The organism is Plantactinospora sonchi, from assembly GCF_036422035.1.
Lineage (GTDB): Bacteria > Actinomycetota > Actinomycetes > Mycobacteriales > Micromonosporaceae > Plantactinospora > Plantactinospora sonchi.
In genome coordinates, this window is record NZ_JAZGQK010000013.1 from 242,799 (window position 1) to 261,018 (window position 18,220).

Here is an 18,220-nt window from a genome sequence, read left to right on the forward strand (position 1 = left end):
GTTCTGCCGGGGGAGGTGTTGACGTCCTGGTCGGAGGTGTTGACCGGCGACGTGGACGCCGGATGGCCATAGGATCGCGGGCATGACGCCGGAAGAGGTCGGGAACCGGTTGGCCACCCTGCTCGCGGGCGCGGATGCCGCCGCGGCCGCAGACGCCGACGCCGACGCGGCAGTGGATGCCGACGCCGACGCGGCAGCGGATGTGACCGTCGGCCGGTCCGGCGGCCAGGCGTACGCCCGGGCGACCGTGGACGTGCCGCGGGGCAGGTGGCGGGCGGCGCTCCGGACGGCCCGGGACGATGACGAACTGGCCTGCGACTTCTTCGACTGGCTCTCCGCCGTCGACGAGTTGGCCGCCGGCTTCGACGTGGTGGTGCACCTCTGGTCGACCCGGCACCGGCACGGGCTGCTGCTGCGTACCCGGGTGCCCCGGGAGGAGCCGGCCGTTCCCTCGGTGGTGGATCTCTTCCCCGGTGCGGCCTGGCACGAGCGGGAGACGTACGAGATGTTCGGCATCACCTTCGACGGGCATCCCGACCTGGCTCCGCTGCTGCTGCCGCCGGAGTTCGAAGGGCATCCGCTGCGCAAGGAGTTCGTGCTCGCCTCCCGGGTCGCGAAGGCCTGGCCGGGGGCGAAGGAACCGGGCGAGTCCGAGGCCGGCACCGCCCGCCGGCAGGCGATGCGGCCGCCGGGCGTACCGGCTCCGGGAGAGTGGGGACCTGCGTCGGCCGTACCCGGGGTGGAGAGTCCGCCGGAGCGTCCGGCCCGGCGGCGGCCCACCACCGGCACCCCCGGCACGCCGCCGCGCCGCCCGGTCTCCGGCCCGCCGGTCTCCGGCCCGCCGGTTTCGGGGCCGCCGGTTTCGGGGCCGCCGGCCGCCGGGGCGACACCGCCAGCCGGCCCGGGGACGACCGACGACGGGGAGGAGTCCTGATGCCGCTCTGGCTGGAACTGCTGATCCGGGTCGTCGGGGTGGTCGCGGCGTTCCTGGTCCTGCCGCTGGTGGTCGGGCAGGCCGAACACAAGGTGATGGCGCACATGCAGGGCCGGCTCGGCCCGATGTACGCCGGCGGCTTCCACGGCTGGGCACAGCTCATCGCCGACGGGGTCAAGTTCGTGCAGAAGGAGGACGTCACCCCGCGTGAGGCGGACCGGGCGGTGTTCCGGCTCGCTCCGGTGGTGGCCCTGGTGCCGTACCTGCTGGCGCTGCTGGTCATCCCGCTCGGCCCGAACGACCTGGTCGGGCAGCCGCTGGACATCGGGCTGTTCTTCGTGCTCGCGGTGGTCGGCGTCGGGGTGGTCGCGGTGCTGATGTCGGCGTGGGCGTCGGCGAACAAGTACAGCCTGCTCGGCGGGCTCCGGGGCGCGGCCCAGCTGCTCGGCTACGAGCTGCCGCTGGTGCTGGCGGCGGCGAGCGTGGCGATGGCCGCCGGTACGTTGAGCCTGCCCGGCATCGTCGAGGCGTGGCAGCCGTGGTGGCTGATCTGGCAGGCGCCCGCGATGCTGGTCTTCTTCGTCGCCGGGCTGGCCGAGATCCGCCGCCCGCCGTTCGACATGCCGATCGCCGACTCGGAACTCGTGTTCGGCTACATGACCGAGTACACCGGGCTGCGGTTCGCGTTCTTCCTGCTCGCCGAGTACGTCGGCATCGTCGTCATCGCCGCGCTGACCACCGTGCTCTTCCTCGGCGGCTGGCAGGGCCCGTTCGGCGACGAGTACCTCGGCTGGCTCTGGACCCTGATCAAGGTGTTCCTGGTCTCCTTCGTGATCATCTGGTTCCGGGTGACGTACCCCCGGCTGCGTGAGGACCAGTTGCAGCGGCTCTGCTGGCTGGTCCTGGTGCCGGTGGCGCTTGGCCAGCTCGTGCTGACCGCCGGGGTCAGGCTCGCCCTCGCCTGACGCGCGATCGGCTGCCGCTCGCCGATGGCCAACACCTCGCCCGGCTATTTAGTCCGGGCTATACTCCAGTCTGTGTCCAGACCGAGGTGGACTGTCAAGGTCACCGGCGATGTCCGGACATGGCTTCGTGAACTGCGGCGGTCTGACCCGGAGACCTACCGCTCGGTGAACGTCGCGATCGACATCCTTGCTGAGGTGGGGCCGGGTCTGGGGCGGCCTCTGGTTGACACCCTGCGAAATTCTTCGATCTCGAACCTGAAGGAGAGTTGCGGCCTCGTTCCGGTCGGGACGTCGCAGTACGGATCCTGTTCGTGTTCGACCCGTGGTCTCAGGCTGTCTTGTTGGTGGCCGGCGACAAGGCTGGCAACTGGTCGAGTTGGTACGCCGGGGCGATCTCTCAAGCAGAGCGAGTGTTTGCTGATTGGATCATCGGCGAGGCGCAGCGGAGAGAGGACAAGGAGCAGTGACGGAGTTTCATGACTGGGAGGCGGTCCGGGCGGAGCTCGATGACGGGGACGAGGCTGCGTTGCTGGCTGAGCGGGCGCGTACGGACGCGTGGGTGAATGCCTTCCACCTGGCTGAGGAGCGTAAGCGGCTTGGCCTCACCCAACGTGACGTTGCCCAGGCGATGGGAGTCACGCCCGGTCGGGTCAGCCAGATCGAGAACGGCGACCTTGATGTGAACGAGGTCGCGACGCTCGCCCGGTACGCGCAAGCTCTTGGCGCGAGGCTGCGGATCATCTTCGACTACGGCACCGACCTACGGCAGATCGCCTGAACATCGTCAAGATTGCGGCTTCAGGGCTGGTCCCGGCGGACGTTGGCGCATCGGAGCGGCGGTCGGCGCGGGGACAAGGGATCGATGACTTTCGCCTAGGCTGCCGCGCATGCGATTCAACAAGGTACATCCGGCCTTTGTGGCGTTACTGGTGGTGTCGTTCATCGGCCTCGCCGTCAGCTTCCTGCTCATGGTGAACGCGTCCGGTGCCTGCATCGCCGACAACGGGACGCACACCGTGGACGCCGCCTGCGTCCGTAAGGCGGAGAACGAGGAGAGCGCTGGCCTGATGATCACGCTTGCGAGTCTCACCATCATGCTCGGCGGGGTCGGCTTCCAGGTCGGCCGTACGAACACGCAGCCGATGGGCCTGCCGTTGCCCGTACCGTCGATGGCGGGCGCGGCGCCGGCCAACCCCGGTCAGCCCCAGCCTTACGCGCCGTTCCAGCAGCCTGCGGGCTACCCCACTCCCGGCGGGCCGACCCTACCGGGTCAGCCCGGCCCCGGCGGAAACCCGAACCCTCACCACCCGCCGCGCTTCTGACCACGGCGGCATCCGCCGGAACGCGATCGGCGGCGAACGGGAGCGGGTGTCGAGGGGAGGGCCGGTCGGTCGAGGGCTTCACGAACCGCTGGCGGTCCGCCGTCGCCGCAGGCCGGTGGCCACTGCCGCCACGGCACAGACGCCCGCGCAGAGGACCAGGGCGGTGGCGGGCCCACGACCGGCCCCGGAGCCGTCGACGGTGACGAAGGCGCCGGCCACGGCCACCCCGAAGGTTGCGCCGACCTGCCGTACCGCGTTGAGCAGCCCTCCGGCGGCGCCCGCCGTCCCAGGCGGTGCCGTGCTGACCACGGCGGTGGCGAGCGCGGGCAGGGCAAGCGACACCCCGAATCCGGTGCCCAGCAGCCCCACCACCAGCAGCGGGTATGACGCCTCGGTCGCCACGGCCGCGCCGAGGGTCAGCCCGGCCACGGTCAGCAGCACCAACCCGGCCAGCACCGGCTTCGCCGGACCGGTCCGGGCGACGATCCGGCCGGTCAGCAACGGGTTCACCGCGAACGGAACGGTCATCGGCAGGAACGCCAGGCCGACCTCGACCGGACTCAACCGCAGCGTCTGCTGGAACACCAGGGGCAGCACGAACAGCATTGCGGACATCGTGAAGTTGACCGCCGCTCCGGCCAGCAGCGCGGACCGGATACCGGGAGCCCGGATGACGGCGGGGGCGAGTACCGGGGCCGCGCTGCGCCGTTCCCGTACCGCGAAGAGCACGCCGGTGGCGCCGGTGGCGACCGCCGCCGCGACCCCGTGCCGTACCGCACCGGAGCCGAACGCGATGAGTGCGTCGGTCAGCAACCCGAGCGCCACGCACGCGACGAGTTGGGTGGGCCAGTCGACGGTCCGCTCTCCACGGGGGCACCGCACCAGGGCACCGCTGGTCAGCGCCAGCACGACGCCGGCCAGCGGCAGGTTGACCAGGAAGATCGCCCGCCAGCCGGCGAGGTCGACCAGCACACCGCCGACGATCGGGCCGGCTGCCAGCGCGGCACCGCTGGTCGCGGCCCAACCGGCAACCGCCTTCGCCCGGGCGGCCGGCTCCGGGTAGAGCTTGGCGATCATTGCCATCGAGGCGGGCACGGTCGCGGCCGCAGCGGCCCCGAGCAGCCCGCGCAGCACGACGAGGGTCCCGACGTTCGGCGCCAGCGCGCACAGCAGGGAGACGAGACCGAAGACGGCGATGCCGGCCCGGAACGACCGGTGCGCGCCGTACCGGTCGGCGACCGCGCCGGCACAGAGCAGCAGACCGCCGAAGACCACGGTGTACGCGGTGACGACCCACTGGAGGCCGGCCACCGAGCCGTTTAGTGATCTCGCCAGGTCGGGTTCGGCCACCGACAGCACCGTCATGTCGAGCAGCACCATGAAGTAGCCCAGCGAGATGCCGAGCAGGGCGTACCTTCTCGTCCCGGGTCCGGCCGGCACGTCGGGTCGGGTGGGGCGGGTGAGGGGGACGGAGGTCATCAACTTCTCCCGAAGGTCGGAAACGGCGCTGCCAGCCTCGATCGGTGCCGTCCCCGGTTCCACCGGCGTTGCCGTACGCCGCGTTCGGAATATCCGTACGCGGCGGCGGCGTTGAGCCCCACCGGACGGGAGGGGAAGCCGGTGGAACTGCGTCAACTGCGTACCTTCGAGGCGGTCGCACTCCGGCGTACCGTCACCGACGCCGCCGTCGACCTCGGTCTGGCGCCGTCCTCGGTGTCGGAGCAGATCCGGGCCCTGGAGAAGTCACTCGGGGTGGCGGTGTTCGACCGGGGCCCCCGGGGCATGCGGCTGACCCCGGCGGGTGAACGCCTGCTGGGCTGGGCCCGGCGCCTCCTCGATCAGGCCGAGCAGGCCCGCCGGGAGGTCACCGCCGCGCCGTCGGTGCTGCGGCTCGGTGCCCTGGAGACGATCGCCGCCACGCACGTACCCGGAGTGCTGGCCCGACTGACCGAGCGCCGACCCGACCTCACCGTCGAGGTACGCGCCGACGGCGCCCGCGACCAGCTCCTCCACGCGGTCGGGACCGGCGACCTGGACGCCGCGCTGCTACTGGACACCGGTGACCGGCTGGGCGACCTCGGCTTCACGCTGCCACCCGCACCGCTGGACTTCGTCGATCTGGAGCCGGTGCCGCTGGTGCTGGTCGCCGCCCCAGACCATCCGCTCGCCACCGCCACCACGAGCGACAGCGGCACCGCCACCAGCGGCGCCACCGACAGCGCCGCCGCCACCGCCACCACGAGCGACAGCGGCACCGCCAACCGGCTCACCCGTGCGGCGCTACGCGGCCAGAAACTGCTGGTGAACATGCCCGCCTGTTCGTTCTGGCTGGCCGGCGAGCGGTTGCTCGGCGCGGATGTCGAACGGGTCCGGGCCGGCGGTGTGCCGGTGATGCGGGCCTGGGCGGAGCAGGGGCTCGGCATCGCCCTGCTGCCCGAGTTCGCGGTCGCCGACCAACTCGCGGCCGGCGGCCTCCGCAAACTCGCCCTCGACATCCCGGAACTGCACCTCCGGCTGGTGTGGCGGGCCGACCGGGAGAGCGACCCGGCGGTTCGCCAACTCCTCTACGCGGCCAGCGCCCAGCGGCCGATGGCCGGGCCGACGTCCCGCAGACGCTGACCGGCGCTGACCCGTCGAGGTGAAGGTTCCGATCTGGGACGTCCCAGGTTGCGACAACCGATCTCCCGTATTGACAGCCCTTGCTGCGCTCGGAATGGTGTGACTGTCGTTTGATGTCGACAGTTGTGCCTTACTGGCCGATCGGGAGGGGATCAGGTGGTCGACAACGGGCCGAGCGTGCCCCGTCGCCAGCTCGGGCGGAGCGGCGCCGTCTGGCGCAAGAGCAGCCGCAGCAGCAACCAGGGTGCCTGCGTGGAGGTCGCCACCAACCTGTCCGGGGTGGTCGGCGTACGGGACAGCAAGGACCGGCAGGGGCCGGTGCTCGCCGTCGAACTGTCCTCCTGGACGGCGTTCGTGGAGTTCGTCAAGCGGCACTGATGTGGCAGCGGCACTGACCAGTGCGGATCAGGCCCCGGCCGTGCTGTCGGGCTTGCCGTGTGTCTGGTCGGCCACCGCCGAGGCGAAAGGTGACCGGCTCCGGAGGCGCTGGGCGGGAGGGCAGCCAAATCCGTCACGCTCGGCCACCGCACCGCTTCAAGGGCGGGGGTGGTCGCGCTCGAACGGCCGACACGGCAGGATATGGCGCATGAGCATCCCGGGCGAAGGACTGGCGAAAGGGCTGGCGGTCACCCTCAAGACGATGACCCGCCGCTCGCACACCCAGCAGTACCCGGATGTCGAGCCTGACCTGCCGCCCCGCTCCCGGGGCGTCATCGCGCTGCTGGCCGAGAACTGCACGGTCTGCATGCTCTGCGCCCGGGAGTGCCCGGACTGGTGCATCTACATCGACTCCCACAAGGAGGAGGTGGCGATGCCCGGCGCGGCCCGGCCGCGTCAGCGCAACGTGCTGGACCGTTTCGACATCGACTTCTCGCTCTGCATGTACTGCGGCATCTGCGTCGAGGTCTGCCCGTTCGACGCCCTCTACTGGTCGCCCGAGTTCGAGTACGCCGAGTACGACATCCGGAACCTGCTGCACGACAAGGAGCACCTCGGGGAGTGGATGGCGACCGTACCGCCGCCGCCCGCGCACGACCCGAACGGTGAACCCTCGAAGGAAGAGACCGCCGCCGCCCGCAAGGCGGTCGGCCCCGGCACCGCCGGGGACACGCCGGGCCGCCCGGCGGTACGGGCCCAGCGTCCCGCCGCCCGCCGTCCCGGAACGGGCCCGGCATCCGCCTCCGGGACAACGCCGGAGGCCGGCACGCCACCCGACGCCGAGGAATCCTCGTGACCGCCGCCGACGTCCTGATGCTGGCCCTCGGGGCGGTCGCGGTCGGTTCCGGGGTGCTGGTGGTCTCCACCCGGCACCTGGTCCGGGCCGGGCTCTACCTGGTGGTCAGTCTGGCCGCCGTCGCCGGCCTCTTCCTGGTGCTGACCGCCGAACTCGTCGCCTGGGTGCAGTTGTTGATCTACGTCGGCGCGGTGGTCGTCCTGCTGCTCTTCGCGGTGATGCTGACCCGGGCGCCGATCGGTGCCGCCGACGACCTCGACCGACCCGGCTGGCCGGCCGCGCTGATCGGCGGCGGGACCGGGCTCGGCCTGGCCGCGCTGCTGGTGGACGCGTACCGGTGGTCGACTGTGGAGCTGCCGGAGCCGGGGACTGCCGAACGGCTCGGTACCGAGCTGTTCAGCTCCTGGGTGCTGCCGTTCGAGGTGCTCTCCGTACTGCTGCTCTCCGCCCTGGTCGGCGCGATCGCGATCAGCGTACGGATCCCGGGGCGGCGCCCGTGAGACCCGTCATCCCGTACGTCGTCGCCGCGCTGCTCTTCGGCCTCGGCGTGTACGGCGTACTGCGCCGCCGCAACGCGGTCCTGGTGCTGATGTCGGTGGAACTCATGCTCAACGCGGTCAACCTGCTGCTGGTCACCGCCAACACCGCCCCGCTGGCCACCGCGCTCGGCCGGGCCGCCCCGGCGCCGGTCGCCCCCGAGCCGTCCCCGGCCGCCGAGACCGCCGCCGCCCTGCCGTTCACCGGGCAGGCGTTCACCCTGTTCGTGATCGTGATCGCCGCCGCCGAGGTGGGCGTGGGGCTGGCCATCGTGCTTCAGCTCTACCGGCTGCGCGGCACGGTGGTGGTCGACGACGTACGCCTCGACGCGCACACCCCGGACGCCGGGCCGCAGGCGATCGTGGCCGCCCCGCCGGCCGCACCCGCCTCGGGCGGGCCGGCGACGAGGGGAGCGGGGACGTGACCGCCGTGCACACGCTGGGCGTGCTGCTGCCCGCCGTACCGTTCGGGCTGGCCCTGCTCGGGCTGCTGCTGCCGCAGCGGTCCCGGGCCGGCGCGGCGGCGCTCGGCATCGTCGGCGCGGCGGTGTCGCTGGCGGTCGCGGTGGCGCTGGCGGTCACCCTGGACGGCCGGGCCACCGACGCGGCCGTCGAGTGGATCAACTTCGGCGGGTTCTCCGTCACCCTCGGCGTCCGGCTCGACCCGGCGGCCGCCCTGGTCGCGGTCGCGGTCGGCGCGGTGGCGCTGGCCGTGCAGGTCTACTCGGTCGGCTACCTGCGCGACGACGACCGGTACGCCCCGTACGCCGCGCAGATCAGCCTCTTCACCGCCGCGATGCTGCTGGTGGTGGTCTCCGGCGACCTGATCCTGCTGCTGGTCGGCTGGGAGGTGATGGGCATCTGCTCCTATCTCCTCATCGGTCACGACCGACGGCTGCCGGAGGCGCCGGCCGCCGCCGTGAAGGCGTTCCTGGTGACCCGGGTCGGCGACGTCGGCTTCCTGCTCGGCATTGTGCTGCTCGGGGTGACCGCCGGCAGTTTCCGGATCGCCGACGTGCTCGGCCACGATTACTCGACCGGCCAGCTCACCGCCGCCTGCCTGCTGCTGCTCGCCGGGGTCGCCGGCAAGAGCGCCCAGTTCCCGCTGCACACCTGGCTGCCGGACGCGATGGCCGGCCCGACCCCGATCTCCGCGCTGATCCACGCCGCGACCATGGTGGCGGCCGGCATCTACGCGGTCACCCGGCTCTTCCCGCTGTTCGAGGCGGCCCCGGCGGCGCTGGCCGTACTCGGCGTGATGGGGGCGGTCACCCTGCTGCTCGGGGCGCTCGCCGCCACCGCCCAGGACGACATCAAACGGGTCCTGGCCTGGTCGACGGTGTCGCAGATCGGCTACATGGCCGGGGCGCTCGCCGTCGGCTCGCCACCCGCCGCACTGTTCCACCTGCTCAGCCATGCCGCGTTCAAGGCGCTGCTGTTCCTCGCCGCCGGTGCGGTGATCCACGCGGTCGGCAGCAACCTGATGTCCGCGATGGGCGGGCTGCGCCGGCCGATGCCGGTCACCTTCTGGTGCACCCTGGTCGGGCTCGGCGCGCTGGCCGGGGTGCCGCCGCTGGCCGGTTTCTGGAGCAAGGACGGCATCCTGGTCGTCGCCGAGCAGGCCGCCCGGCACCCCACCGGCCCGGCCGCCGCCTGGGTCGGCTGGCTGGTCTGGATCGCCGGCCTGGTCGGGGTCGTGCTCACCGCCTGGTACGCCACCCGTCTGCTGCTGCGCACCTTCCTCGGCCCGTCCCGGGCCCAGCCCCACCCGATCGACGGTGCGCCGACCGACACCCCGGCGGCGGTGGCACTGGACGCACCCGCCCCTGGAGCGGACCGCACCCTCGGCACCGCGCCGCTCGACGCCCCGGCGAGCGCACCCGCCCCGACCCGGGCCGGCGTGCCGCACGACCCGCCCGGGCTGCTCCGCTGGCCGATCCTGCTGCTCGCGGTACCGAGTGTGGCGCTCGGGCTGGCGGTCTTCGTCACCCCGTTCCGGTCCGCGCTCGCGCTGGACGAGGCGCACCTGGACGGCTTCGTGATCATCCCGGTGGCGTTGCTGGTGCTCGGGGCGGGACTCGCCTGGTGGCGCTGGCGGGCTGACCCGACCGTCGACCCGGCGACCGGACTCGGGCCGCTGCGTCCGGCCCTCGCCCACGCGTTCTGGCTCGACCAGGTCCAGCACGCCCTCGTCGTACGACCGGTCCGGGCGCTCGGCCGGCTGGCCAGGCGTACCGACGAGGTGGTGGTGGACGGGGCCGTCGAGGGGACCGGCCGGGGCACCACGGGTCTCGGCACCGGCCTGGCCCTGCTGCACCGGGCCGGCGTACCCCGGGCGGCGGCCGCGGTGCTGGCCGGCGCCCTGCTGCTCGGTGCCGCCGCACTCGTCTGGGGAGGTGCGACGTGAACCCGGACGGGACCGTCGCCCTCGGCGGGGTCGCCCTGGTCGCCACCATCGGGTTGCCCGCGCTCGGCGCGATCCTGCTCGCCCTCCTCCCGGCCCGAGCCGACCGGGCCGCCCGGATCACCGGTACGGTCTTCGCCGCCGCCACCCTCGTGGTCGCCGCCCTGCTGGCGATCGGCGCGAACACCGGCGGCTGGTTCGGCTACCAGCCACCGTCCGCCGGCCCACCCGGGGTACGCCCCTGGCACGACCTCGACCTGAGCTGGGTACCCGGCCTCGACCTGCGCTTCCACCTCGGCGTCGACGGGGTCTCCTACCCACTGGTGGTGCTGACCGCGCTGCTGACCCTGCTCTGCTGCGGCTACACCCTGTGGCGGGTGCCGACCCCGGGACGCGGCCGGACCCTGGTCGCCCTGCTGCTGGTCGTCGAGGTCGGCATCCTCGGCACCTTCCTCGCCCTCGACCTCGTGCTCTTCTTCCTCTTCTTCGAGGTCGTGCTGCTCCCGATGTACGCGGTCATCGCCATCTGGGGCGGCGAGGACCGCCGGCACGCGGCCCGGAAGTTCGCCCTCTACACCCTGTTCGGGTCGGTGCTGCTGCTGGTCGGCGTCTTCACCGTGGTGACCGCCGCCGGCACCGCCGACCTGGTGGCGCTGACCGGTGGCGACGGACTGTCCCGGGGCACCCAGCTGGCGGCGTTCACGCTGCTGGCGATCGCCTTCGCGGTGAAGAGCCCGCTCTGGCCGCTGCACTCCTGGCTGCCCGACGCGCACACCCAGGCGCCGACCGTCGGCAGTGTCATCCTCGCCGGCGTACTGCTGAAGATGGGGACGTACGGGCTGATCCGGGTGGCGGTCGGAGTCGCCCCGGAGGGCGCCCGCTGGGCCGCCCCGGTGCTCGGCATCCTCGCCGTCGCGGCGATCATCGTCGGTTCGCTGGTCTGCCTCGCGCAGAGCGACCTGAAACGGCTGATCGCGTACTCCAGCGTCGGGCACATGGGTTTTGTGCTGCTCGGCATCGCCACGCTGACCGCCACCGGCATCCAGGCGGCGCTGATCGGCAACATCGCGCACGGCGTCATCACCGGACTGCTGTTCTTCCTCGCCGGGGCGATCAAGGACCGTACGCACACCGGCGCCCTGACCGAGCTGAGCGGGCTGCGCGAGTCGACGCCCCGGCTGGCCGGGCTGCTCGGCTTCGCCGCGATCGCCTCACTCGGGCTGCCCGGCCTCGCCGGCTTCTGGGGCGAGGCGTTCGCCGTGGTCGCCGCCTGGCAGCGCGGCGGTCCACTCTGGACAACCCTGGCGGTGCTGGCCGCGTGCGGCGGGGCACTCACCGCCGCCTACCTGCTCCGGCTGCTGCGCCGGGTCAGCCACGGGCCGGCCAGCCCGGCGGTGCTCACCCTGACCCCCGGCCTCAGCCACGCCGAGCTGCTCGCCTGGAGTCCCCTGGTGCTGCTCGCGCTCGCCATCGGCCTCGCCCCGACCCTGGTACTCGGAGTCGCCGAGACACCGGTCGGCGCCCTGCTGGAGGCGATCCGATGAGCCGACGGCGGGAGTTGGCGTGACCCAGACCGTGGACAACGTGGCCCTGCTGCCGGCGTACCTGGCCGCCGGTACGGCCGTACTCGTGCTCCTGGCCGACCTGCTGGTGGCCCGGCGCGGCGCGACGGTGGCCGTCTTCGCGACCGGGATCGTCGCCACCGGCCTCGGCGCCGTCGTGGTCGGGGTCGGCGACGACCGCCGCCGGACGTTCTGTGTCGGCGAGGCCTGCTCCTACCAGTGGACCGGTCGGGCGGCCCTGGTCGGCTGCCTCTTCGCCCTGCTCACCCTCGGGGTGCTGGCGTTGTCGACGCCGCTGCTGCGCACCGGGCAGGTGCCGCCGGGGGAGTACTGCTTCCTGCTCGCCTGCTCGATGACCGGGGGTGTGGTGCTCGGCGCGGCCGGTGACCTGATCACCCTGATCGTCGCGTTGGAGACGCTGACCCTGCCGCTCTACGTCCTGGTCGGGATCCGGCAGCGCAGCGTCGCCGGAGCCGAGGCGGCGCTGACCTTCTTCGTGGTCAGCGTGGTGGCGACCGCGGTGACCCTGCTCGGCGCGGCACTGCTCTACGCCGTCACCGGAGTGGTGCACCTGAGCCTGCTCGGTGCCGCCTTCGAGGCCGGGCCGACCCTGCTGGACCTGCCGCTGGCGGTGGTCGCGGTGGCGCTGGTGGTGCTCGGGCTGGTCTTCAAGGTGGCGGCGGTGCCGTTCCACGCCTGGGCCCCGGCGACGTACGACGGTGCTCCGGTGCCGGTCGCCGCGTACCTCTCCACCGCCTCGAAACTCGGCGGGGTGGTCGCACTGCTCGCCGTCGTCGGCAGCGGCGTGGTCTCGGCGGTGGTCCCGTCCGCCCCGACCGCGTTGCCGGCCACCGCCCCCGGGGCAGCCACCCCGCTGCCGGCCGAGGTGACCGGCCCGGTGCTGGTGATCGTCGCGGTACTGACCATGACCGTCGGCAACCTCGTCGCGCTGCGCCAGCGCCGGATGGTGCGACTGCTCGCCTGGTCGTCGGTGGCGCAGGCGGGCTACATCCTCGCCCCGCTCGGCGCGTTGGCGCTGTCCGCCGGCCGTACCCCGGAGGCGCTCGACACGGCTGTCGCCGCCGCGGTCGCGTACACGGTCTTCTTCGTGCTGCTGGAGTTGGCCGCGTTCGCCGCCGTGGTCGCACTGCGGCCGGTGGTCGCCGACGGCGGCGAGATCGACGACTACCGGGGCGCGGCCCGCCGCCGGCCGTGGATCGGGGCGGCGTTCGTGCTGGCCCTGGTCGGGCTGGCCGGACTGCCGCCCGGGTTGGCCGGGCTGTTCGCCAAGGTCACCGTCGTCCGGTCGCTGCTGGACGGCGGCGCCGGCTGGCTCGCCGTCGTGGTGGCGCTGAACGCGGTGGTCGGACTCGCCTACTACGTACGGGTCGCCGCGACCCTGTACGCCCCGGAACCCGACGCGCTCCGGGCCGGTACGGCTGCCGCCGCCCCGCCGGTACCGGACGATCCGGCCGCGCCGGCGGCGCCCGCCGACGGTGCCGCCCTGCCTGGTCCGGCGGTGGTCCGGCCGAGTTGGGCGGTAGTCGCCGCGCTGGCCGGCGCGACCGGGGTGGCGATTGTCGTCGGCTTCGCCCCGCAACTGGTCCTGGACGTCGCCGCCCTGTGACAACAGGGCGTTTTCCCAGGTAGTTCACAGTCATATCCGGATTGTTGAGGGGGTATCCGGTTGTTGAACCGGTCAGCGGGTCCACCGGCCCGCGCACCGAAGGAGTTATCGTGCATAGCCATCACAACGGGCTCAAAACAGCCGCGCTACTTGGCCTGCTCACCGCTCTGATCCTCGGCGTCGGTTACTGGTTCGGCGGCAGCGGCGGTCTGGTGATCGCCGTGCTGATCTCGCTGGCCATGAACGCCGTCAGCTACTTCTGGTCGGACAAGCTCGCGCTGCGCGCGATGCGGGCGCAACCGGTCACCGAGGCCGAGTTCCCGGCGCTCTACCAGATGGTTCGGGAGCTGGCCACCGAGGCCGGTCAGCCGATGCCCCGGCTGTACGTCAGCCCGACCATGCAACCCAACGCGTTCGCGACCGGGCGTAACCCGCAGCACGCGGCGGTCGCGGTCACCCAGGGCATCACGCAGATCCTGGACTACCGGGAGCTGCGCGGCGTGATCGGACACGAACTGTCGCACGTCTACAACCGGGACATCCTGATCTCCAGCGTGGCCGCCGGCCTCGCCGGCATCATCACCATGCTGGCGTACGTCGCCTGGTTCATCCCGCTCGGCGGGAGCGACGACGAGGACGCGCCGAACCCGGCCGTGCTGCTGCTGACGCTGATCCTGGGCCCGATCGCGGCCAGCCTGATCCAGTTGGCGATCAGCCGTAACCGGGAGTTCCAGGCGGACGCCTCCGGCGCCCGGCTGACCCGGGACCCGCTGGCCCTGGCCAGCGCCCTGCGCAAGATCCACGCGGGTACCCAGCGGCTGCCGTTGCCGGCCGACAACCGGCTGACCAGCACCGCCCACCTGATGATCGACAACCCGTTCAAGGGTGGTGGCGTGGCGAACCTCTTCTCCACCCACCCCAACATGGACGAGCGGGTACGCCGCCTGGAGCAACTGGCGTACAGCGGCGGCCCGGTGCAGTACCAGGGCTGACACCGCTCGCCCGACCTCTGACGGCCCCGGGCTCTCCAGCAACCGGTCGGCCCCGGCTCTCCAGCGCTTGAGAGCCGGGGCCGATTCGTCTGTCGGGAGGGTTTCCGGTGGGGCCGTTCGTGGTCCCCGGCGGTTGTCGGGTCGGCGGGGTCCCGTCAGTGCGTCCGCTCGCCGACGTCGGCCCGGGTGTCCCCGGCCAGGTGTGAACCCAGCGCGGCGAGCGCGGCCGCGGGATCGTCGGCGAAGAACCGGACCGTCCGGACCTCGGCGCGACGTCCGAGCGGACGCACGGCGGTCATCGGCGCGGTCAGCTCCAGCAGCAGGTTCGTCTGGGCGCCGACCGCGACCGCGAGTTGCTCTCCGGTGACCCGGATGGTCCCGGACTCGTCGTACCGGCGGATCCGACGGGCTTCGCCGACCAGGTGGCGGGGGACCCGCAGGTCGAAGAACGCCCCGTAGCGGATCCGCACCTCGTCAGGGGTGATCACGTGCGGTCGGGTGACGATGGCCGCGACGACCGCGAGCACGGTCAGGATCCCGTACGCCTCGACGACGACGAGCAGGGTGCGCAGCGCCACCGGGGCGCCGAGACCGCGGAGCAGGATCTCCACCGCGACCAGCTCGATCACCATCACGATCAGGAGCACGGTTGTCATCCCGGTCTGGGCCCCGGTGTACGGGACGGCGGTGCCGCCCCTCGGCACCCCGTGCCGGCGACCGCTGACCCAGAGGGCGAGGCTGACCAGGTTCTTCACGTCGAAGCTCATGATCCGGCGTACCGGCTCAGGAAGCAGCCGGTCGTAGACCGTCCACAGCGCCGCCCGGCGGGACGTACCGGCCCGGCGGGCGTCCCGGAACAGCCGGTAACCGGCGAGCAGCTCCACCCCGAGAGCCGTCGCGACGAGAAATTCGGCCACCACGACCAGCGGACCGGGCAGCGGCACCCCGGAGAGCAGCAGCACGAGGAGCAGCAGCTCGGCGGGTATGAGGGAGTAGAGCACTCCCCGGGCGAGCCGTACCAGCCGGTCGACGCGTACCGCCCCGGGCGGCTCCGCCCGCCGACGCTCGGCGGTGTCTCCCTGACCGGTCACGACGGTTCCCTGTACCGGCGGGCGGGCTGTCGCCCGTCCAGCCCGGAAGCCGCCAGCCCGGGAGCCGGTCGCGGCCCTGACTCCGGCCTCGGCTCCGGCCCTGGCTCCGACCTCGGCCCTGGCTCCGGCGCTGGCGGCAGCCTGTCCGGGTCGGTCAGCCGTCCGCGTAGCCGGCGCATGAGGAGTCGGACGACCTCGGCCTGGGCGGGGGACAGCTCCGTCGACATCATCGCCAGCCACTGCTCCGCCCCCGCGTCGTCCACCTCGGTCAGCAGGGTCGAGAGCAACTCGGTTGGAAGACGCGTGGCGAGTTCCCCGGCGACCTCGTCGGCGAGGACGGCGACCCGGGGGTCCCCGGGCGCGGCATCGGCGAGTTCGTCCAGCCGGGCGTAGTGGGCAGCGGCCCGCGCCGCCGCCTCGGGTGTGGCGAGCGGTCCGAACAGCTCGGCGTAACCGGCGCGGGCGGCCGACGATGATCCGGCCCCGGCCACGGTGCTCCCGGTCGGTCCGTCCCCGGCGAGGGTGAGCAGGTCCCGGTCGAGCCGGGCGATCGGCGAGTCACCTTGCGGCAGGGTACGCAGCACCGCCGCCAGCTCGGGAGGGACCGTCGAATCGACGTCGAGTTCCGCCTCGGCCAGCAGTGCTGCCAGCCGGTTGCGGCGGGCGGTGATCGCCGCCTGCTGCCGGGCGAGGTCGGCGTCCAGTTCCTCCAGTACCTCGCGTAGTTCCCGGCCCTGGGCATCGGCGAGGATGTCCCGGATCTCGTCCAGCGACAGGCCGAGTTCGGCGAGCCGGCGGATCCGGGCGAGCAGAACCGCGTCCCGCAGCCGGTACTCGCGATAACCGTTGCCGAGCCGCTCCGGTTCCGGCAGCAGCCCCAGATGGTGGTAGTGCCGGACGGTACGGGTCGAGACCCCGACCATCGCGGCGAGTTCGCCGATCCGCATGACACCAGTAGAAACGTTGTCGCCACGTCAAGGTCAATGTCGGCCGGCGGGTGGACCGCGACGGCACCCTCGGGGACGGCCACGCCGCCGGTGGTGGCGGGTCCGGGGGTGCTGCCGACCGCGACGAGGCCAGGGGCGAGGAAATCTTCTCCGGCGATGACGGGTCGGTGCCGGTAGCGTGGAAGGGTAACCGTCGGGATCGGTGAGAACCGGAGGTGCGACGGATGACGGAGATCGTCGTGGAATCGGCGGGGATCGCTCTGTTCGTGATCATCGCCGTTCTGGAGGTGGCGTTTTTCGGTTGGGCACTGACGGACGTCCGTCGGCGGTTCCCCGCCCGTCGTAGGACTGACCGAGCCGGCCACCGCTGACCGAGCCGTCGGAGCCAGCGTCCGGCTGTGTCCGCCACACCGGCCCGTACCGGTACGTTGACGGGTCCGCGTTGCCGCGCCCGTCTGCCTACTGCGCTGGCGCCCGCTCGTGCTGCGCCCGTCTGCCTGCCACGCTGGCTCCCGCTCCCGCACCGCTGTACGTGCCTGTTGCGGCACTAATCCAGTTCAGTCGGTTAACGTGCTCGCGTTAGGGTCGGTAGGACCTTCACCCGTTACGTCACGGGATCCGTCGTGACCGTCGAAACCCCAGGAGTGCCCGCTCGTGACCGCGCTGCGTCAGTACCTTCAGGTGTGGCGGATCCCCGGTGCGCCGATGCTCCTGATCGCCGGCATCGTCGGGCGACTCGGCATCGGCATGACCCCGCTCGCCCTGCTCATGGTCGTCGAGCAGGTCACCGACCGGTATTCCCTGGCCGCCGTCGCCGGTGGCGTGTACGCGCTCGCCGGTGCCGCACTCAGCCCGATCGCCGGCCGGATCGCGGACCGGGTCGGACCGAGCCCGGTGCTGCTGGTCACCGCCGTGGCCCACCCGGTGGCGCTGATCGGCCTGCTGCTCGCCAGCCGGGCCGGAGCCGACGCCCTCGTACTGATCTTCTCCGCCTCGGCGGTCGCCGGGGCGACGTACCCGCCGTTGACCGCCGCCATCCGGGGCGCCTGGAACGACCTGACCGACCCCGCCTCCGGCCGGTACGGCCTGCGCAACACCGCACTGGCCGCCGAGACCTCGCTCTTCGAGATCGTGTTCGTGGTCGGCCCGACCCTGGTCGCGGTCTTCGTGCTGGTCGCCGACGCCGCTGCCGCGCTGCTCGGGGCGGCGGTGGTGACCCTGGTCGGCACCGTCACGGTGGCGCTCGGCAAGGTGATGCGAGGCTGGCGTCCGCACCCGCAGGACGCGCACGCCAAGGGCCTCGGCCCGCTGCGGGTCGGCGGATTCCCCGCGCTGCTGTTCTGCGTGGCCGGCCTCGGCATCGCGTTCGGCGCCGCCGGGGTGGCCGTGCCGGCGTACGCGACCGCGCATGATGCGTCGAACGCGGAGAGCCTGGCCGGGATCCTGCTCGCCATGTGGGGGACCGGCAGTGCGATAGGCGGGTTCTGGTTCGGCACCCGGCCGCAGGCCCGGAACGCCGCCCGGCAGTTCGCCCAGCTCCTCGGCCTGCTCGCGGTCACCTTCGTGATCTTCGCGGTGATGCCCGGTCCGCTCGCGCTCGGCGTGGCACTGATTGTCGGCGGGGCGACCATCGCCCCCGCACTGACCCTGGAGAACACCATGGTCGGTCGGATCTCGCCGGCAAGCATGCTGAACGAGTCGTACACCTGGGTGGTCACCGTGGCGGTGGCGGCGAGCGCCGCCGGCGGCGCCGGGGCCGGCATCCTGGTCGACCTGGTCGGCGTACCGTGGGCGTTCGTCTTCGCCGGGGTCGCGGTCGCGGCCGCCGCGGTGGTCGCGGCGCTGCCGACCGGTTCGATCGCCCGGGCCGAGGCGCGGGCCGAGGTACGTCTGGAGCGTGCCCTCGCCACCGAACCGAGCTAGCTCGTTCCCGGTTCGGTGTCTTCCGTGCGGGTCGTCCCGTTCCTCGGCGGCGCGACCCGAGGTG

Annotated in this window: 18 protein-coding genes; 15 read left to right on the plus strand and 3 right to left on the minus strand. The window is 72.6% G+C overall.

Features of this window, described 5'->3' with window-relative positions; translation table 11 throughout:
* Positions 1-82: 82 nt before the first annotated feature.
* The 5 genes from V1633_RS17605 (at position 83) to V1633_RS17625 (ending at position 3,221) form a co-directional block, all read left to right on the plus strand.
* Entirely contained in the window at positions 83-934 is an 852-nt protein-coding gene (locus V1633_RS17605) for an NADH-quinone oxidoreductase subunit C (RefSeq protein ID WP_331215422.1), read from the plus strand.
* Positions 934-1,899: an NADH-quinone oxidoreductase subunit NuoH gene (gene nuoH / locus V1633_RS17610; protein WP_331215423.1), complete on the plus strand. Its 966-nt coding sequence runs from the start codon at positions 934-936 to the stop codon at positions 1,897-1,899. Before V1633_RS17605 ends, nuoH begins: the two co-directional genes overlap by 1 nt.
* 311 nt (positions 1,900-2,210) lie before the next feature.
* Positions 2,211-2,366 (plus strand): hypothetical protein, encoded by a 156-nt coding sequence (locus V1633_RS37005; RefSeq protein WP_407952042.1) that lies wholly within the window; start codon positions 2,211-2,213, stop codon positions 2,364-2,366.
* Positions 2,363-2,677 (plus strand): helix-turn-helix domain-containing protein, encoded by a 315-nt coding sequence (locus V1633_RS17620; RefSeq protein WP_331215424.1) that lies wholly within the window; start codon positions 2,363-2,365, stop codon positions 2,675-2,677. Before V1633_RS37005 ends, V1633_RS17620 begins: the two co-directional genes overlap by 4 nt.
* A 109-nt stretch (positions 2,678-2,786) precedes the next feature.
* Positions 2,787-3,221, plus strand: coding sequence for a hypothetical protein (locus tag V1633_RS17625; protein ID WP_331215425.1), 435 nt, complete (start codon positions 2,787-2,789; stop codon positions 3,219-3,221).
* A 78-nt stretch (positions 3,222-3,299) separates the two neighbouring features.
* Here V1633_RS17625 and V1633_RS17630 read toward each other — a convergent pair whose 3' ends face one another.
* On the minus strand, positions 3,300-4,700 hold the full coding sequence (locus tag V1633_RS17630; RefSeq protein WP_331215426.1) for an MFS transporter: 1,401 nt from the start codon (positions 4,698-4,700) through the stop codon (positions 3,300-3,302).
* Between the two features lie 141 nt (positions 4,701-4,841).
* On the opposite strand from V1633_RS17630, the gene V1633_RS17635 reads away from it, so the two are divergent.
* The 9 genes from V1633_RS17635 (at position 4,842) to htpX (ending at position 14,195) form a co-directional block, all read left to right on the plus strand.
* Entirely contained in the window at positions 4,842-5,840 is a 999-nt protein-coding gene (locus V1633_RS17635) for a LysR family transcriptional regulator (RefSeq protein WP_331215427.1), read from the plus strand.
* 156 nt (positions 5,841-5,996) lie between these two features.
* On the plus strand, positions 5,997-6,218 hold the full coding sequence (locus V1633_RS17640; RefSeq protein ID WP_331215428.1) for a DUF397 domain-containing protein: 222 nt from the start codon (positions 5,997-5,999) through the stop codon (positions 6,216-6,218).
* Between the two features lie 208 nt (positions 6,219-6,426).
* Positions 6,427-7,074 carry a NuoI/complex I 23 kDa subunit family protein gene (locus tag V1633_RS17645; protein ID WP_331215429.1) on the plus strand — a complete coding sequence of 216 codons (648 nt, stop codon included), beginning with the start codon at positions 6,427-6,429 and terminating at the stop codon, positions 7,072-7,074.
* Entirely contained in the window at positions 7,071-7,574 is a 504-nt protein-coding gene (locus V1633_RS17650; protein WP_331215430.1) for an NADH-quinone oxidoreductase subunit J family protein, read from the plus strand. The genes V1633_RS17645 and V1633_RS17650 overlap by 4 nt, the downstream gene beginning before the upstream one ends.
* A complete protein-coding gene (locus V1633_RS17655; protein WP_331215431.1) occupies positions 7,571-8,035 on the plus strand; it encodes an NADH-quinone oxidoreductase subunit NuoK in 465 nt (154 codons plus the stop codon). Before V1633_RS17650 ends, V1633_RS17655 begins: the two co-directional genes overlap by 4 nt.
* Positions 8,032-10,017, plus strand: a complete 1,986-nt coding sequence (locus V1633_RS17660) for an NADH-quinone oxidoreductase subunit 5 family protein (RefSeq protein WP_331215432.1) — start codon at positions 8,032-8,034, stop codon at positions 10,015-10,017. The genes V1633_RS17655 and V1633_RS17660 overlap by 4 nt, the downstream gene beginning before the upstream one ends.
* On the plus strand, positions 10,014-11,558 hold the full coding sequence (locus V1633_RS17665; protein WP_331215433.1) for a complex I subunit 4 family protein: 1,545 nt from the start codon (positions 10,014-10,016) through the stop codon (positions 11,556-11,558). Before V1633_RS17660 ends, V1633_RS17665 begins: the two co-directional genes overlap by 4 nt.
* Positions 11,559-11,577: 19 nt before the next feature.
* Positions 11,578-13,203, plus strand: a complete 1,626-nt coding sequence (locus V1633_RS17670) for an NADH-quinone oxidoreductase subunit N (RefSeq protein WP_331215434.1) — start codon at positions 11,578-11,580, stop codon at positions 13,201-13,203.
* A gap of 110 nt (positions 13,204-13,313) precedes the next feature.
* Complete coding sequence (gene htpX, locus V1633_RS17675) at positions 13,314-14,195, plus strand: zinc metalloprotease HtpX (protein ID WP_331215435.1); 882 nt, start codon at positions 13,314-13,316, stop codon at positions 14,193-14,195.
* A gap of 155 nt (positions 14,196-14,350) precedes the next feature.
* Here htpX and V1633_RS17680 read toward each other — a convergent pair whose 3' ends face one another.
* Both V1633_RS17680 and V1633_RS17685 read right to left on the minus strand, forming a co-directional pair.
* Complete coding sequence (locus tag V1633_RS17680) at positions 14,351-15,286, minus strand: hypothetical protein (RefSeq protein WP_331215436.1); 936 nt, start codon at positions 15,284-15,286, stop codon at positions 14,351-14,353.
* The gene (locus V1633_RS17685; protein ID WP_331215437.1) at positions 15,283-16,233 is read right to left on the minus strand and encodes a MerR family transcriptional regulator; all 951 of its coding nucleotides are present in this window, start codon (positions 16,231-16,233) and stop codon (positions 15,283-15,285) included. Before V1633_RS17685 ends, V1633_RS17680 begins: the two co-directional genes overlap by 4 nt.
* Positions 16,234-16,887: 654 nt before the next feature.
* On the opposite strand from V1633_RS17685, the gene V1633_RS17690 reads away from it, so the two are divergent.
* Positions 16,888-18,156, plus strand: coding sequence for an MFS transporter (locus V1633_RS17690; protein ID WP_331215438.1), 1,269 nt, complete (start codon positions 16,888-16,890; stop codon positions 18,154-18,156).
* Positions 18,157-18,220: the final 64 nt, after the last annotated feature.

Coding starts and splice junctions, on each gene's coding strand:
- V1633_RS17605 (WP_331215422.1), top strand. CDS start 83: ATGACGCCGGAAGAGGTCGGGAACCGGTTGGCCACCCTGCTCGCGGGC.
- nuoH (WP_331215423.1), top strand. CDS start 934: ATGCCGCTCTGGCTGGAACTGCTGATCCGGGTCGTCGGGGTGGTCGCG.
- V1633_RS17630 (WP_331215426.1), bottom strand. CDS start 4,700: ATGACCTCCGTCCCCCTCACCCGCCCCACCCGACCCGACGTGCCGGCC.
- V1633_RS17685 (WP_331215437.1), bottom strand. CDS start 16,233: ATGCGGATCGGCGAACTCGCCGCGATGGTCGGGGTCTCGACCCGTACC.
- V1633_RS17625 (WP_331215425.1), top strand. CDS start 2,787: ATGCGATTCAACAAGGTACATCCGGCCTTTGTGGCGTTACTGGTGGTG.
- V1633_RS17645 (WP_331215429.1), top strand. CDS start 6,427: ATGAGCATCCCGGGCGAAGGACTGGCGAAAGGGCTGGCGGTCACCCTC.